At 70.3% G+C, this 15,456-nt stretch carries 15 protein-coding genes; 14 read left to right on the top strand and 1 reads right to left on the bottom strand.

Going from position 1 to position 15,456, the window contains the following annotated elements; translation table 11 throughout:
• The first annotated feature begins 2 nt into the window (after nt 1-2).
• From ACFRMQ_RS08755 to ACFRMQ_RS08785, 7 genes are all read left to right on the top strand, one after another.
• Nucleotides 3-320, top strand: coding sequence for a bifunctional 3-phenylpropionate/cinnamic acid dioxygenase ferredoxin subunit (locus ACFRMQ_RS08755; RefSeq protein ID WP_063349526.1), 318 nt, complete (start codon nt 3-5; stop codon nt 318-320).
• Between the two features lie 6 nt (nt 321-326).
• On the top strand, nt 327-1,091 hold the full coding sequence (sufC, locus tag ACFRMQ_RS08760; protein ID WP_074001667.1) for a Fe-S cluster assembly ATPase SufC: 765 nt from the start codon (nt 327-329) through the stop codon (nt 1,089-1,091).
• Nucleotides 1,088-2,347 (top strand): cysteine desulfurase, encoded by a 1,260-nt coding sequence (locus ACFRMQ_RS08765; protein WP_380728426.1) that lies wholly within the window; start codon nt 1,088-1,090, stop codon nt 2,345-2,347. Before sufC ends, ACFRMQ_RS08765 begins: the two co-directional genes overlap by 4 nt.
• 13 nt (nt 2,348-2,360) lie before the next feature.
• Nucleotides 2,361-2,813, top strand: a complete 453-nt coding sequence (gene sufU, locus ACFRMQ_RS08770; protein WP_380728428.1) for a Fe-S cluster assembly sulfur transfer protein SufU — start codon at nt 2,361-2,363, stop codon at nt 2,811-2,813.
• Nucleotides 2,814-2,835: 22 nt separating this feature from the next.
• Complete coding sequence (locus ACFRMQ_RS08775; protein ID WP_380728430.1) at nt 2,836-3,213, top strand: metal-sulfur cluster assembly factor; 378 nt, start codon at nt 2,836-2,838, stop codon at nt 3,211-3,213.
• Between the two features lie 303 nt (nt 3,214-3,516).
• On the top strand, nt 3,517-3,990 hold the full coding sequence (locus ACFRMQ_RS08780) for an NUDIX domain-containing protein (RefSeq protein ID WP_380728432.1): 474 nt from the start codon (nt 3,517-3,519) through the stop codon (nt 3,988-3,990).
• A 389-nt stretch (nt 3,991-4,379) separates the two neighbouring features.
• Nucleotides 4,380-5,393, top strand: coding sequence for an NAD-dependent epimerase/dehydratase family protein (locus ACFRMQ_RS08785; RefSeq protein WP_380728434.1), 1,014 nt, complete (start codon nt 4,380-4,382; stop codon nt 5,391-5,393).
• Here the strand turns inward: ACFRMQ_RS08785 and ACFRMQ_RS08790 are convergent.
• Entirely contained in the window at nt 5,390-6,730 is a 1,341-nt protein-coding gene (locus ACFRMQ_RS08790) for a hypothetical protein (protein WP_380728436.1), read from the bottom strand. The genes ACFRMQ_RS08785 and ACFRMQ_RS08790 overlap by 4 nt on opposite strands.
• A 251-nt stretch (nt 6,731-6,981) precedes the next feature.
• Here ACFRMQ_RS08790 and ACFRMQ_RS08795 point away from each other — a divergent pair, with 251 nt between their 5' ends.
• The 7 genes from ACFRMQ_RS08795 (at nt 6,982) to ACFRMQ_RS08825 (ending at nt 15,238) form a co-directional block, all read left to right on the top strand.
• A complete protein-coding gene (locus tag ACFRMQ_RS08795; RefSeq protein ID WP_380728438.1) occupies nt 6,982-7,428 on the top strand; it encodes an ATP-binding protein in 447 nt (148 codons plus the stop codon).
• Between the two features lie 31 nt (nt 7,429-7,459).
• On the top strand, nt 7,460-8,686 hold the full coding sequence (fxlM, locus tag ACFRMQ_RS08800; protein WP_380728440.1) for a methyltransferase, FxLD system: 1,227 nt from the start codon (nt 7,460-7,462) through the stop codon (nt 8,684-8,686).
• Between the two features lie 64 nt (nt 8,687-8,750).
• Nucleotides 8,751-8,897 carry an FxLD family lanthipeptide gene (locus ACFRMQ_RS08805; RefSeq protein ID WP_380728442.1) on the top strand — a complete coding sequence of 49 codons (147 nt, stop codon included), beginning with the start codon at nt 8,751-8,753 and terminating at the stop codon, nt 8,895-8,897.
• Nucleotides 8,898-8,981: 84 nt separating this feature from the next.
• Nucleotides 8,982-12,041, top strand: a complete 3,060-nt coding sequence (locus ACFRMQ_RS08810; RefSeq protein ID WP_380728444.1) for a lantibiotic dehydratase — start codon at nt 8,982-8,984, stop codon at nt 12,039-12,041.
• Complete coding sequence (locus tag ACFRMQ_RS08815; protein ID WP_380728446.1) at nt 12,038-13,216, top strand: lanthionine synthetase C family protein; 1,179 nt, start codon at nt 12,038-12,040, stop codon at nt 13,214-13,216. Before ACFRMQ_RS08810 ends, ACFRMQ_RS08815 begins: the two co-directional genes overlap by 4 nt.
• A 7-nt stretch (nt 13,217-13,223) precedes the next feature.
• Entirely contained in the window at nt 13,224-14,204 is a 981-nt protein-coding gene (locus tag ACFRMQ_RS08820; protein WP_380728448.1) for a thiopeptide-type bacteriocin biosynthesis protein, read from the top strand.
• Nucleotides 14,205-14,308: 104 nt separating this feature from the next.
• Nucleotides 14,309-15,238: a hypothetical protein gene (locus ACFRMQ_RS08825; protein ID WP_380728450.1), complete on the top strand. Its 930-nt coding sequence runs from the start codon at nt 14,309-14,311 to the stop codon at nt 15,236-15,238.
• Nucleotides 15,239-15,456 lie beyond the last annotated feature (218 nt).

Below are 15,456 nucleotides of genomic sequence, written 5' to 3' on the forward strand. Positions count from 1 at the left end.
CGATGACCTTCCTCCGTGCCTGCGCGCTGAGCGACCTCCAGGAGGACGTTCCCAAGCGCGTGGACCTCAACGGCGTGCCGGTCTCCGTCGTCCGCACCGACGAGGGGGTGTTCGCGATCAACGACACCTGCTCGCACGCGAACGTCTCGCTCTCCGAGGGCGAGGTCGAGGACTGCATGATCGAGTGCTGGCTGCACGGCTCCAGCTTCGACCTGCGCACCGGAAAGCCCTCCGGCCTGCCCGCCACCAAGCCGGTCGCTGTCTACCCCGTAAAGATCGAAGGGGACGATGTGCTCGTCTCCGTCAACCAGGAGTCCTGAGTACACATGGCAACCCTTGAAATCCGCGACCTGCACGTCTCCGTGGACGCCGAGAACGGCCCGCGCGAGATCCTGAAGGGCGTGGACCTCACCGTCAAGCAGGGCGAGACCCACGCCATCATGGGCCCGAACGGCTCCGGCAAGTCCACCCTGGCCTACTCGCTGGCCGGCCACCCCAAGTACACCGTCACCGGCGGCTCGGTGCTGCTGGACGGCGAGGACGTCCTGGAGATGTCCGTCGACGAGCGCGCCAAGGCCGGCGTCTTCCTGGCCATGCAGTACCCGGTCGAGGTCCCCGGCGTCTCGGTCAGCAACTTCCTGCGCACCGCCGCCACCGCCGTCCGCGGCGAGGCCCCGAAGCTGCGGCTGTGGGTGAAGGAGGTCAAGGAGGCGATGGCCGCCCTCCAGATGGACCCGGCCTTCGCCGAGCGCAACGTCAACGAGGGCTTCTCCGGCGGCGAGAAGAAGCGCCACGAGATCCTCCAGCTGGAGCTGCTCAAGCCGAAGATCGCGATCCTCGACGAGACCGACTCCGGCCTGGACGTCGACGCGCTGCGGATCGTCTCCGAGGGCATCAACCGGGTCCGCTCGACCGGCGAGGTCGGCACCCTGCTGGTCACCCACTACACCCGCATCCTGCGGTACATCAAGCCCGACCACGTCCACGTCTTCGCGGGCGGCCGCATCGTCGAGTCCGGCGGTGCCGAGCTGGCCGACAAGCTGGAGAACGAGGGCTACGAGGCGTATGTGAAGGGGGGCGCGTCCGAGTGACGCATCCGTTCACGGGACTGCTCGACACCGACGCGATCCGCAAGGACTTCCCGGTCCTCCAGCGGGTGCTGCACGACGAGAAGCCCCTGGTCTACCTGGACAACGCGGCGACCTCGCAGAAGCCGCGCCAGGTGCTGGAGGCGCTGACCGCCTACTACGAGCGGCACAACGCCAACGTCCACCGCGGCGTGCACGTGCTCGCCGAGGAGGCCACCGCGCTGTACGAGGGCGCCCGGGACAAGGTCGCGGCCTTCGTCAACGCGCCGAGCCGCAACGAGGTGATCTTCACCAAGAACGCCTCGGAGTCGCTCAACCTCGTCGCCAACATGCTCGGCTGGGCCGACGAGCCGTACCGGGTGGACGCCGACTCCGAGATCGTCATCACGGAGATGGAGCACCACTCCAACATCGTCCCGTGGCAGCTGCTGTCGCAGCGCACCGGTGCGAAGCTCAAGTGGTTCGGGCTGACCGACGAGGGCCGGCTCGACCTGTCGAACATCGACGAGCTGATCACCGAGAAGACCAAGGTGGTCTCCTTCACCCTGGTCTCCAACCTGCTGGGCACGGTCAACCCGGTCGAGACGATCGTCCGCAAGGCCCAGTCGGTCGGCGCGCTGGTCGTCATCGACGCCTCGCAGGCCGCGCCGCACATGGTGCTGGACGTGCAGGCGCTGGAGGCCGACTTCGTCGCCTTCACCGGCCACAAGATGCTGGCCCCGACCGGCATCGGCGTGCTCTGGGGCCGGCACGAGCTGCTGGAGGACCTCCCGCCGTTCCTCGGCGGCGGCGAGATGATCGAGACCGTCACCATGGGCTCGTCCACCTACGCCCCGGCTCCGCACAAGTTCGAGGCCGGCACCCCGCCGATCGCCCAGGCGGTCGGGCTCGGCGCGGCCATCGACTACCTCCAGGGCATCGGCATGGAGAAGGTCGCGGCGCACGAGCACGCGATCACCGAGTACGCGGTCGAGCGGCTGCTGGAGGTCCCGGACCTGCGGATCATCGGCCCGCGCACGGCCGTGGACCGCGGTGCGGCGATCTCCTTCACCCTCGGCGACATCCACCCGCACGACGTGGGCCAGGTGCTGGACGAGCAGGGCATCGCCGTGCGCGTCGGCCACCACTGCGCGCGGCCGGTCTGCCTGCGGTACGGAATTCCGGCGACCACGCGGGCGTCGTTCTACCTGTACTCGACGCCGGGCGAGGTCGACGCGCTGATCGACGGCCTGCACCACGTCCGGAACTTCTTCGGCTGACGGGCAGGACGACATGAAGCTCGACTCGATGTACCAGGACATCATCCTGGACCACTACCGCAACCCGCACGGCAATGGGCTGCGGGACGGCGACGCCGAGGTGCACCACGTCAACCCGACGTGTGGCGACGAGATCACCCTGCGGGTGAAGCTCGACGGCGCGACCGTCACCGACGTCTCGTACGAGTCGCAGGGCTGCTCGATCAGCCAGGCGAGCGCCTCGGTGCTCAACGACCTGGTGGTCGGCAAGACGGTGGGCGAGGCGCAGGCGGTCCAGGAGGCCTTCCTGGAGCTGATGCAGAGCAAGGGCCAGGGCGAGGGCGACGAGGAGGTGCTGGAGGACGCGGTCGCGTTCGCCGGCGTCTCCAAGTACCCGGCCCGGGTCAAGTGCGCCCTGCTCAGCTGGATGGCCTGGAAGGACGCCACCGCCCAGGCGCTCGCCCAGAACCCCGCCGTGAACGACTGAACCCGCAGAGGAGGACAAGACCATGAGTGACGAAACCCCCTCCACTGCGGAGGAGCAGACCGGCACCGTCATCGTCGGCACCACCGCCGGCACCGTCTCGGTCGAGGACCTGACCGAGGCCCTGATGGACGTCGTCGACCCCGAACTGGGCATCGACGTCGTCAACCTGGGCCTGATCTACGGCATCCACATCGACGAGTCCGATGTGGCCACCATCGACATGACGCTCACCTCGGCGGCCTGCCCGCTGACCGACGTCATCGAGGACCAGGCCAAGACCGCCACCGACGGCCTGGTGCAGGACCTGCGCATCAACTGGGTCTGGATGCCGCCGTGGGGCCCCGACAAGATCACCGACGACGGCCGCGAGCAGCTCCGCGCGCTCGGCTTCAACGTCTGAGATCCGTCGCGCTGACAACGCCGCCGCCCGGGACTGCTTCGGTAGTCCCGGGCGGCGGCGTTCGCTCGTTTCCGCTTCGCCGACCGCCGGGTGAACACCCGCGTGCCGGCCGCTCCGTTGAACAGGTCCGCCGCCGTTCCCCACCGTCCACCCCCCACCCGCCTGTCGGCGGGTGCCCGCCCCCGACCTCGCCGCGCGGCGCCCGGCCAGACGGCGCGCGGTGCGCATGTACGAGGGCGATCAGGCGTCGCCCACTGGCTCCGGATCGTCGCGCGACGCGGCTGGGCGGCTACATTCGTCGCCATGAGCGACTCCCAGTCCCACGAGGTTGTGGCCCAGCCCCGTACCGCCGCCGGCGTGCTTTTCTTCGATGAGAACGACCGCGTCCTCCTGGTGAAGCCGACCTACAAGCCCGGCTGGGAGATCGCCGGCGGTTACCTCCACGCCGGCGAGACCCCGAGCGAGGGCGCGGCCCGGGAGGTCAAGGAGGAGCTCGGCATCACCCCGCCGATCGGCCGCCTGCTCGTCGCCGACTGGGCTCCCCACCCCGCCGAGGGCGACAAGCTCCTCTTCGTCTTCGACGGCGGCATCCTTCCAGCCGACGAACTCGACAACATCACCGTCGACCAGGTGGAGATCGGCGAGTACGCCTTCCACGCCACCGACCAGCTCGACGCACTCCTCATCCCACGCCTCGCCCGCCGCGTCCACGCCGCCTGCGCGGCCAGGACTCAGTCCGAGACCGTCTACCTGGAGCACGGAGCGACCCCCTCGTAGGACCACGCCGCTCAGTGGCTGCACGGCGCTTCTTCCTCGACCGCCAGTGATGTGACTACCTTGTCTCAGTGAAGGCTGAGGGCCGACCCTGGCGCTTGGTACACCGGCGGATACGGCGTCACCACGAACTCGCCGCCGATCACCTCGACCTCAGCACTTCGGGCGACCCCGGCTGCTCGTCGAGCTCGCCCCGAGCTCAGAGCGTGTACGGCGGTTCGGGCAGGACCCACTGCCCAGGCGCAACAACAGGAGACATGACCCCCATCCCTCGCCGCCTGAAGGCAGACCCACCACTGCTACACAATATTTTCCGTCGAAGGAGAGGTTTGTGCGGCAGCAGGTTGACAACTCGTCTGCGGACGAAGGCGTGTGACTGACAGGATCGGCGCATGAGGATTCTCGTGCTGGGCGGTGGCTGGTTCCTGGGCCGCGCGGTCGTGAGCGGCGCGCTGGAACGAGGCTGGGAGGTGACCACGTTCACGCGGGGACTGTCCGGTGTCCCGGTGCCCGGGGCGGTCGCCGTGCACGGGGACCGGGAGTGCCCCGAAGACCTGGCACGTCTCGCGGGTCACGGCCCGTGGGACGCCGTGATCGACACCTCGGCCTCGGAGCTGTCGCCGCATGTCGTTCGGTCGGGTGCCCGAGCTCTGGAGTTGGTCGTCGGCCGCTACGTGTACGTGTCCACCGTGGCGGTGTACGAAGGCTGGCCCACTGAACCTCTGAACACCTGCTCCCCGGTCTGGGCGGATCCGGCCGATGCTCAGTTGCCGGACGGTGCGCCGGGCGTCAACCCCAACTACGGTCGGCGGAAGGCCGGTACCGAGCGTGCGGTGATCGAGACGTTCGGGCTCGCCCGAACGAGCCTCCTCAGGCCGGGCGTGATCCTCGGCCCCGGGGAGTACGTCGGCCGGCTGCCGTGGTGGCTGCGCCGAGCCGAGCGGGGCGGACTGATTCTCGCGCCTGGGGATCCCACGAGGCGCTTCCAAGCGGTCGACGTTCGGGACGTCGCCACTTTCGCACTCGACCAGGTCGTGCCCGTCGATCACCAAGTCCACAACCTCGGCACCCCAACCGGCCGGGAGACGATGGGCGGATTCCTCCAGGCGTGCATGGACGTGACCGGCAGTACCGGGGAACTGCTGTGGGTGGAGGACGGGATCTTGCTCCGCCACGGTCTGCGGCAGTGGACAGAGCTTCCGCTGTGGTGGGTCCACCCTGGTGTATCCGTCATCGATTCGTCCTCGGCGGTCGCGGCCGGCTTCCACAGCCGACCGCTCGCCGAGACCGTGGCCGACACGTGGCACTGGCTGAGCCAAGGCAACACGCCGGTTCCGCACAGGCGTTGGGCCAAACATGGCATCGCCCAGGCCAAGGAGCAGGCGATCCTGGACAGCGTGCACTAGTCATTGCCTGTGCCGAGGGCAATCCGTGTCGTGTCAGGCCCGAGAACCTGGGGCGCAGCTACCAGGGTGAAGTCATCGATCTGATCCGCAAGATCCCGCGCGAGCCGGGCATTGCGGAAGGCCGGCGATGCCAACTCGATCCGGACTGCGTTGACCCTGCCCGTAAGGCCCGCGCCGCGCCACTCTCGGGGCAGGGTGAGCACAGGGGCGAGTGCATTAGCAGCGCTATCCAGATCATTGCGCATCAGTAGGGCGGAGGCCAGATCGGTCCGAGCCTGGGGAGCAATGACAAGAGGATTGGAGTTCGCGGAGCGGGCAGCGATCAGTTCCAGCGAGCGCCGGGCGGAGACCTCGGCACCGCGGCCGTCCCGCAGGAGCAACAAGCTGGCACTGTTACTCATCTCGACCCGCTCCAGGTCAAAGTCGAACTCCCCGCCCACGCCGTCGTGCAGATCATCCTCGGCACACCCGCGCTCGGCCACGCTCTCCAGCATCGCTCGGTGAGCCTCTTCGACCTGTCCTCGGTGCGCGTACGCGCGAGCCGCAATCGCAGCCAGCCGTGCTCTGCCGGTGGCGCCGATGCCAGCGAACGACCGAGCCTCCTCGATCTTGCGGATGGCTTGGGCGGGGTTGCCGCTCCAGTAGTACAGGACAGCCAGGTAGCCGTGGGCGTACGCCCGCAGGGGTTGGTGCTCGGCAACCTGGCCGTACAGGGCTGCTGCCCGCGTCAGTTCGAACGCGTAGGGCATGGCGCCGAGATCGAAGGCACAAGCAGCCAGAAGCGCCGAGGCCTGGCCGGCCACGCGGTACAGGCGTCCCCGCTGCGACAGTGCCTGGGTGCGATCCAATTGAACCCTTGCGACGCCAAGCAGTTCCTTCGCTGACATGAAGATCAGATGTGGCGGTTTGGCGCCGGTTTCCCGGGCCAGACGTACCAGGTCGTCTTCGAGCTGGTCGAGGCTGAGGTCCGGCAGGAGTCGAGCAGCCGCTTCGGCGGCGTGGGCTCGGGCGTCTCGTGCGGTCATGGCCATTTCTCTTTCATCGAGCACAGGGTCCACCACCGCCAGCAGGGATCGGACCTGCTCGTCACTCCGCGGAGCGAAGAGCTCGTCCACCGGTCTGCCGAAGATCTGCTTGAGGATCGCGGGCGCCGGGTGGTGAGGCCGCGCAACCTGGCCGGAGCGCCACCGCATGAAGCTCTTGTCCGTCAGATCGGCGTTCCTGAAGGCGATATCACCGGTCCGATCGTGGAGCAGCGTGGCAGCCCTCCTGTATTCGGCCAGGAAACCGCGGAAGTCCATGGCGGACTCGGTGACCAAGGCGTCGAACAGGTTCATCGCGGTTCCCTTCGCCGCAGCCCAGCGCGAACCGCGTCTGCTTCCTGCCTACCACCGTCGAGCCGCTGTTCGCGCGGGTCGCGCGGAAGTGTCTCCGAACTGTCCGTGGGTTGTCCCTGCCGGTCACTCCAAAGGGATCCAAGTGTCCATGGTTTGCCGTAGTTCTGTCCTCCCCGCCAGGCCAAGGTTGGTCCCCGCAGGCAAACCAGGAACGGAGCGTCCGAGCGCTCCTGCCGATCGGAGCAATGCACATGGTGGCCGTCGAGCAAGAGTGGCCTCTCCGTCGTTGGAAGGCCGCTTTCCCGGCAGACGTGACCGCGATTCCCATGGCGCGTCGCGTCGTGCGATCCAAACTCGGGGAGTGGGGTTGGGGCTCGGACAGCGAGCGGGTTCACGATGTCCTGCTCGTCTTCGCCGAGTTGACGACGAACGCGATCCGGCACGCCAGCAAGCCGGGCGACATCGTCAGGGTGCTGATCGACGAGACTGGCGGCTACTGCCGCATCGAGGTCCGGGACTCTCGCCCCGACCTACCTCTACTGAAGGTTCGGGCCGGCGGAAGCGACGAGCATGGGCGCGGACTGCTTCTCGTCCAGAGCCTGGCGTACGCCATGGGTGAGGAGCTGGCGGCCACCACCAAGAAGGTCTGGGCGAGCGTTCGAGTCGCCGACGACCTTGCCCGTGCCCGTTGCCTGTAGCGCGTACCGATTCCAAGGAGAAGAACGCACCTTGAACACCGAACCCGCCCTGGAGACTCTGCGTGCCGCGATGGTGTCGGCGCTGCGCGAGGACGGCACGATCCGCACCGAGCGCATCGCCGAGGTCATGGGCCGTGTCCCGCGCGAACCGTTCGCCCCCGAGGCGCAGCCCGCCGACGCCTACGACCCGGAACGCGCCGTGGTGACCAAGCGCGACAAGGACGGGCTCGCCATCAGCTCCGTCTCCGCCGCGCGCATCCAGGCGTTCATGCTGGAGCAGGCCGACCCCCGGCCCGGAGAGAACGTGCTGGAGATCGGCTCCGGCGGCATGTTCGCCGCCTACCTGGCCGAACTCGTTGCACCCGACGGCGCGGTCACGACCATGGACATCGATTCGGAGGTCACCAGCCGTGCCCGTCGGCTGCTCGATGACGCCCGCTACGAGCACGTGCGGGTCGTTACCGCCGACGGCGCGTTCGGCATCTCGGAGCACGCGCCGTTCGACCTGATCGTGGTCACCGTCGGGGCCCCGGACATTCCACCGGCCTGGGTGGATCAACTGGCCCCCGGCGGGCGGATCGTCGTGCCGCTGCGCGTTCGCGGCCTGATGCGCTCGATCGTCCTCGTTCGTGCGGGCGACCACCTGGTGAGCACCGGGTACGAGCTGTGCGGGTTCGTGCCGATGCAGGGTGTGGCGGAGAACCGCGAGCGTCTGGTGCTCCTGCACGACAGGCCGGGCGAGGAGGTTGGGCTGCGGCTGGACGACGGCGATCAGGTGGACGTAGAAGCCCTGCGCGAGGCGCTGGCCACACCCCGCCAGGAGGTGTGGTCGGGCGTGACGGTCGGCGGCGAGGAGCCGATCGACGACCTGGACCTGTGGCTGGCCACCGCGTTGGACGGCCACACGCGGCTGACCGCGACACCGGCCGCGCGGGACAAGGGGATCGTCGCGTCGGCTTCCCCCCTGGGCGTGGCCACGGTCGTGGTTGGCAGCACCCTCGCCTACCGCGCCGTCCGCCCCACTGACGAGACCCGTAACCGCTTCGAGCTCGGTGCGTACGGACACGGCCCGGCCGCTACCGCTGCCGCCGCCCGCATCGTCCATGAGGTCGGCGTCTGGGACGAGGAGCACCGGGGCGGCCCCGGCGCCCGCTTTGAGGTCCATCCGGCCGGTACGCCGGACGACCGACTGCCTGCGGGCCGTGTGGTCGACAAGCCCCACACCCGCATCACCATCTCCTGGCCCGGAAAGCCGTGACCGGCACCGCCGCCAGGTGAAGCACCACCCCACCCGTACCCCACTCCTCCAGGAGGCAAGTGACATGGTCCAGAACCAGGACGACGACTTCGAGCTGGACGTCACGATCGTCGAGCAGGGCCCCGTGATCGGCGAGCTGATGAGCAGCACCGATGACGGCTGCGGCAAGACCTGCCAGTCCGCCTGCTCCAACAGCGGCTGCATCGCCTGACCACACCCGCACCCTGGCGCCGGGCCCGCACGGCCCCGGCGCCAGGCCGGGCACGACCCCACCGGCCCCGAAACGGAGGCGCGCATGTACCGGGCTCTGGAAGTGGCGCTGTTACGCGCCACCGCGCACACCGGCACCCCTATGGTCCGGCCGTGGCCCGGCCCTGAGACCGGACCGGTCGCGGCGCAGGAGTGGCGGTCCTGGATGGCCGACGCCTGGGCCGACCCACAGCTCGCCGAAGCGGTCCAACTGGCCAACCTCGCCTATGCCGCGCGCGTCGAAGACGTCATCGACGGCCGGGTAAGCGCCTCTCGTGCGGTTCGCAAGGCCGGTGAGACACTCGTCCGCTACCTGCTGCGCCGGAGCCACCGTGCCACTCCCTTCGGTCTGTTCGCCGGTGTCGCCCCGGTACGGATCGGCCCTGCTCTGGAAGGCACTTGGGAGGGTGATCACCACGCGATCGCCCGTCCGGACGCCAGATGGCTCGCGGACGTACTGGACCGACTCGAACACGATCCGGAGCTACTGCTGCGCCTGCCAGTGACGGCCGAGCAGACCTGCACGGTGCGTGGAGACCACCTGGTGGTACCGCTTCGTCGGCCCGGCCACCGCCGACCCGCCGAAGCGCCTGCCGAGGTCTCCCTGCGCCACTCGGGGCCCGTCCGTACCGCGATCGACTCAGCCCAGCAGCCGATCCGCCTCGACCACCTGGCCGAGCTCGTGCTCGACGCTCACCCCGGAACCGGATCCGAGCGGGCTCACCGGATGCTCGCGCAGCTGGTCCACCACGGCGTTCTGATCACCGCCCTACGGCCCCCGATGACCACGCGCGATCCACTGGGCCATGTCCTGAACCGGCTCATCGAGGCCAGGGCCGAGTCGATTCCCGCGGTCGCAGGCCTGGTCCGACTGCTCGGCGACGTCAACCGCAGGATCGCCGCACACAACTCTGCCCCGAGCCACGCGCAGCCCCAGGAGCGCGCTTGCCTGCGGGAGCTGACCGGATCAGCCGGCCGTCCCCCTCTCGCCGTCGACCTCCGGCTCGGTGCCGACCTGGTCATCCCGCAGGCCGTGGCTCGCGAAGCGGAGACCGCCGCCGCCCTGCTCGCCCAGTTGAGCCCCCACCCGAACGGCTCCCCGGCCTGGCGTGACTACCACCTCCGGTTCCTCGACCGCTACGGCATCGGCGCGCTCGTGCCGCTGCTGGACCTGGTGAACCCCGACACCGGACTCGGTTTTCCGGCCGGGTACCGCACCAGCACCCTTGAGCTGCCGGCCGCTCCGGTCACGAACCGCGACAAGCAACTGGTCCGGGCCGCACAGCGGGCAATCCTCGACACGGCGAACGCCATCGAACTCGCCGACGTCCTGCCCGATCTCGGCACCGAGCGGGCCGACCATCTACCGCCCCACCTCGACCTGTGCGTCCAGATCCACGCCACCAGCCGACAGCACCTCGATGACCGCGACTTCCACCTCGTGGTCACCGGCCTGTCGCAGGGCGCGGGCACGACCATCGGCCGGTTCCTGCACCTACCCCATGCCGGCCTGCCTCGGCTCTCGGCCTTGCTGCGCGGCGCCCCCACTCTGAGCGCCGACGCCCGCCGCGCCCAGGTCTCCTGCCCTCCACTGTGGACCGCCACCGACAACGTCGCCCGCACACCACAGGTCATGGACGACGTGATCGCCGTCGCCGAGCACGCACCCGGGGCACTGCCCCTGCGGGACCTGCTGGTGACTGCCGACGCCCGACGGATGCGCTTGGTGTCCCGGGCCACAGGGCAGGGGATTGAGCCGATGGTGTTCAACGCCGTCGAGGCGGTGAACTTCACCCACCCACTCGCCCGGTTCCTCACCGAGCTGCCTCGCGCCCGCGCCGCCGTCCTCTCCCCGTTCTCCTGGGGCCCGCTGGCCGAGGCCCTGCCGGTGCTGCCCGCCGTCCGGCATGGACGCATCACCCTGGCCGCCGCCCGGTGGCGGCTCGCCGCCGCCGACCTCCCCGCCCGGAGCCACAGCCCGGCGGAGTGGGAGCGGGCCTTCGACGGCGTACGGCACCGCATGCGGATCCCCGCCCACGTCGACCTCGGCGACGGTGACCAGTGCTTGCGGCTCGACCTCGACCAGCCCTCGCACCGGCAGCTGCTTCGCGCTCATCTGGGCCGCGTCGGCAAGGCCGTGCTGCGACAGGCCCCCGACCCGCAGGATCTCGGGTGGGCGAACGGTCGGGCTACGGAGATTGTCCTTCCGCTCGTCTGTCTCCAAGAACCGCACAGGCCATCGGCAGCGGTTCTGACGGCCGTCGCCGAGCCTCCCAGGGAGTACCCGGCAGGCCCGCAGACGCGATGGGTGTTCGCGAAGGTCTACGCCCAACCGGCCCGGCACAGCGCGATCCTGGCTCGTCTGCCCGAACTGCTCGCTACCCTCGCCGGCCCGGACTGCTGGTTCGTCCCCTACCGCGACCCGGAACCGCACCTGCGCCTGCGCATCCGCCAGGCCGGTCCGTTCGAAGTCCTCGCCCGAGGGGTCGCCGCCTGGACCGGCGCCCTGCACGCCGCCGGTCTGGCCACCGGCCGTCTCCAGTGGGACACCTACCAGCCCGAGACCGGACGCTACGGGACCGGCCACCTCCTGGAGGCGGCCGAAGCCGTCTTCGTCGCCGACTCGACCGCCGCCCTGGCCCAGCGGCGCCACACCGCACCGGGCCGCCTGCATGGGCGGGCCCTCACTGCCGCCAGCTTCCTCGACCTCGCCGCCGCCTTCACCGGCGACACCACGACCGGAACGGCCTGGCTGGCCGAACACGTCACCCGCACTACCGGCAGGCCGGCGCTCGACCGAGCCGTCCTCGCACAGACTCTGTGCATCGCCGACCCCGCCGACACCTGGGCCGGGCTGCGTGCCGAGACCGGAACCGAGATCACCGACGCCTGGGCGACCCGCCGCGCCGCCGTACGCGTCTACCGCGCCGCTCTGAACGCCCACGCCGGGCCCGACACGGACTCCGTCCTCGCCTCACTCCTGCACATGCACCACATCCGTGCCGCCGGGATCGACGACCAAGACGGCGAACGCGACTGCCACCGCCTTGCCCGCGCCACCGCGCTCACCCTCAGCCATCGACACCAAGGACGCCGTCCGCGATGAACCCCACCACCGCCCGCAGTGCCCAGCTGTGCGACCCTGCCGCCTCGGACGCCGCCCAGTCCCTGGCCACCGGCGCCGTGGGCATCACCCTGCTCCACGCCGAGCGAGCCGCACTCGGTCGCACCTCTTGGAGCACCGTCCAGGACTGGCTGACCGGTATCGCCGGCCAGGCCCTCATCGGCTCCGACGACGCCGCCCTGTTCATCGGGGCACCGGCCCTGGCCTTCACCCTCCACGCCGCTGCCGCAGGCACCGAGCGCTATGTGAAGACGCTGCTCACCCTGGACCGGGCCGTCCACAGGCTCGTCCGCCGCCGTCTCGACCGGGCCCACGCCCGCATCGACTCCGGCGAGTTCACCCGCGCCGCCGAGTACGACCTGTTGTACGGGCTCACCGGCCTCGGCGCCTACCTGCTGAAGCGCGACCCGTGCAGCGACGCGCTGCATGACGTCCTCAGCTACCTCGTCCGCCTCACCCGACCGCTGCCCGGTACCGACCTGCCCGGCTGGTGGGTGCGCTTCGACCCCGCCGGACGTACCTCCGCCGCCTTCCCCGACGGTCATGGCAACCTCGGGCTCGCCCACGGCATCACCGGCCCCCTCGCCCTCCTGGCCCTCGCCAAGCGCGCGGGCGCCACCGTCGAGGGTCACACCGGCGCCATGCTGCGCATCCTCGGCTGGCTCGACACCCTGCGCCAGCCCGGCCCCTCCGGGCCCTGGTGGCCCCAATGGGTCACTGCCGACGAACACCGCCTCGGCGCCGTCCTCCAGGAGGGCCCGCCCCGGCCCAGCTGGTGCTATGGCACCCCGGGCCAAGCCCGCGCTCAGCAGCTCGCCGCCATCGCCCTCGGCGACACCTACCGCCAACGCGCCGCCGAACACGCCCTGTTGCGCTGCATCACTGACCCCGCCCAGCTCGACCGGATCACCGACGCGGGCCTGTGCCACGGAGCCGCCGGCCTCCTGCACGCCGTTCACCGCGTCGCCCACGACGCCACCGAACCCAGCCGGTTCACCACCCACCTGCCTGCCCTGCGCGCTCTCCTCCGCGCCCAGACCCCCGCCCGAGAACCCGGACTCCTCGACGGCACCGCCGGAGTACGCCTCGCCTTGCACGCGGCCGACCGTGGCGGCCCGCCCACCACCGGCTGGGACGCCTGTCTGCTCCTCGCCTGAACCGCCCATGGCCCTCCACGGCGAACACCCTCATCTGGAACGGGCGATCCTCGCCGTCCTCACCGGAGTCGATGCCACCCGAGCCGCCGCCCGCCTCGGCATCGACGCCGCCTACCTGGCTGCCGCCGCCGAGACCTACCGCGTCGCCGGCCGCTCCGCCATCTCCACCCCGCCCGACACCTGGGTCCAGGTCAACATCCGTCCCACCGACTGGCACACCGCCGAGGCCGCCATGACCGAGCACCTCGCCCCCATACTGCGCGACGCCGAGATCCGAGGCTCCGTCACCTGCTGGTGGTACGTCCGCAAGCACCCCTACTGGCGGCTGCGCCTGCACACAGGCCATCCCGTACTTCGCGCCCGCCTGGCCGACAAGTTGGACCGGCTCCAGCACGAGGGCAGGATCGCATCCTGGTCACCCGGCATCTACGAGCCCGAAACCGAAGCCCTCGGAGGGCCGTTGGGCGTCGACGCGGCACACGTCCTCTTCCACTCCGACAGCCGTGCCATCCTGGCCGAAGACCACCGATCGAACACCCGGCACGTCGGGCGGCGAGAACTGTCCGTCCTGCTGTGCAGCACCATGCTCCGCGCCGCCGGCCAGGAGTGGACGGAGCAGGGCGACGTCTGGGCCCGGGTCGTCGCCATGCGTCCGGCAGCCGCGGAACCATCGTCACCGGTCGCCGACAAGATCCGAGTGCTGCTGTCCGCCGACACACTCGCCATGAGCGTCCCCGGCCAAGTCCTTCACGCGGAGAGCGATCGCGTCCACGCCTTCGCCCGCGCAGGCCGCGAACTGGCCGATCTCGCTCTACGCGGAAGCCTCACCCGTGGACTGCGCGCCGTCCTCGCGCACATGATCGCCTTCCACGGGAACCGTGCCGCGATCCCCACCCCGCATCAGGCCGCCCTCGCCCGTGCCGCACGCGACCACATCCTCGAAGCCCCTGCTTCACCCTTACGGGGCAGTGGTGTGGGAAACGCCTGACGGAACGCCAAATGCGCCGGTACGTTCCGTCATCGAACCGAAAATAGGCGACCCCGGCAGCGCGCCAACGCTCCGGGGTCCGGCAACAGGAGCAGTAACTCCCGATGCGTGTCCATCGTAGCGCCCACGTGCGCAACTTCACCGTGCTGCCCAACGCCGTTCTGCAGTACCGACGGCTCTCCTACACCGCCCGTGGCCTGCTCGCGGACCTCCTCTCCCGGCCCGACGGCTGGCGCGAGGACGGCCGGCACATGGCCGACACCAGCCCGCAGGGCCGGGGCGCGATCCGTAAGGCGCTGAAGGAGCTGGCCGAGGCGGGCTTCTACCGGGTCGAGAAGATCCGGATGCCCGACGGCACGATCATCACCGAGACCCACGTCTACGACACCCCGCAGCCGGCGGCTCCGGGTGTCACCCGTCCGGTCTCCGGTGGAGCGATCACCGGTGGTGCTGACGGCCTTGTAAAGGACCTGGTGAAAGAACCCTCCCTTCCCACCGGGCAGACCGGCGAGCCGCAGGCGATGACGGGGCTGCGGGCGGAGGACCCCGATGAGGCAGCCGACGAACAGCCTGTGGCGGCTGTGGAAGAACAACTCCGCGAGGCGGTCGCCACACTGTTCCGGGTGGTTCGCCCCGAGCCCCGACTGCGCCTGGGCGAGGCCGAAGCCGCCGAACTCGCGCCCCTCGTCGCTCAGTGGCTGGAGCGTGGTGCGGTCCACGCCGACCTCGCCCAGGCCCTGCTGCCGGGCCTGCCCACCCCGATGTACTCGGCAGCCGCCGTGCTCCGGTGCCGCCTGGAGCGCAAGATGCCACCCGCCCGGCCCGCCGTACGGCCACCGGCCCGGTATGCCGAGTGCGCCAAGTGCCTTGACCCCGTGCCCCGACCTGGCATCTGCCGCCTGTGCGCCGGCCTGGCAACCCGAACCCTCACGGTCGGCCAGGGGGCGGACGTGGCAGCCGCTGGTGCCGCCCGAGTCCGAACCGCTCTGCGCTCCGCGATGTCCGGCAGTCGGCCTGCGCACATCGCCGCCTGAGACAGGTTGTCGCACCGGGCCGAAGGGGCTCCGTCAGTGCCGGGCGGCGCCTGGTTGGGCGGCGCGCGGCGAGGGCGGGGGCGGGCACCCGCCGGAAGGTGGGTGGGGGGTGGATGGTGGGGAACGGCGGTGAAGGTGCTCAACGAAGCAGATGGCGAGCGGGTGTTCACCCGGCGGCGCCCACACGCGGAAGCGCCGCTGCCCGGGACCACCGAAGT

The organism is Kitasatospora sp. NPDC056783 (genome assembly GCF_042789895.1).
In the GTDB taxonomy this organism is placed as follows: domain Bacteria; phylum Actinomycetota; class Actinomycetes; order Streptomycetales; family Streptomycetaceae; genus Kitasatospora.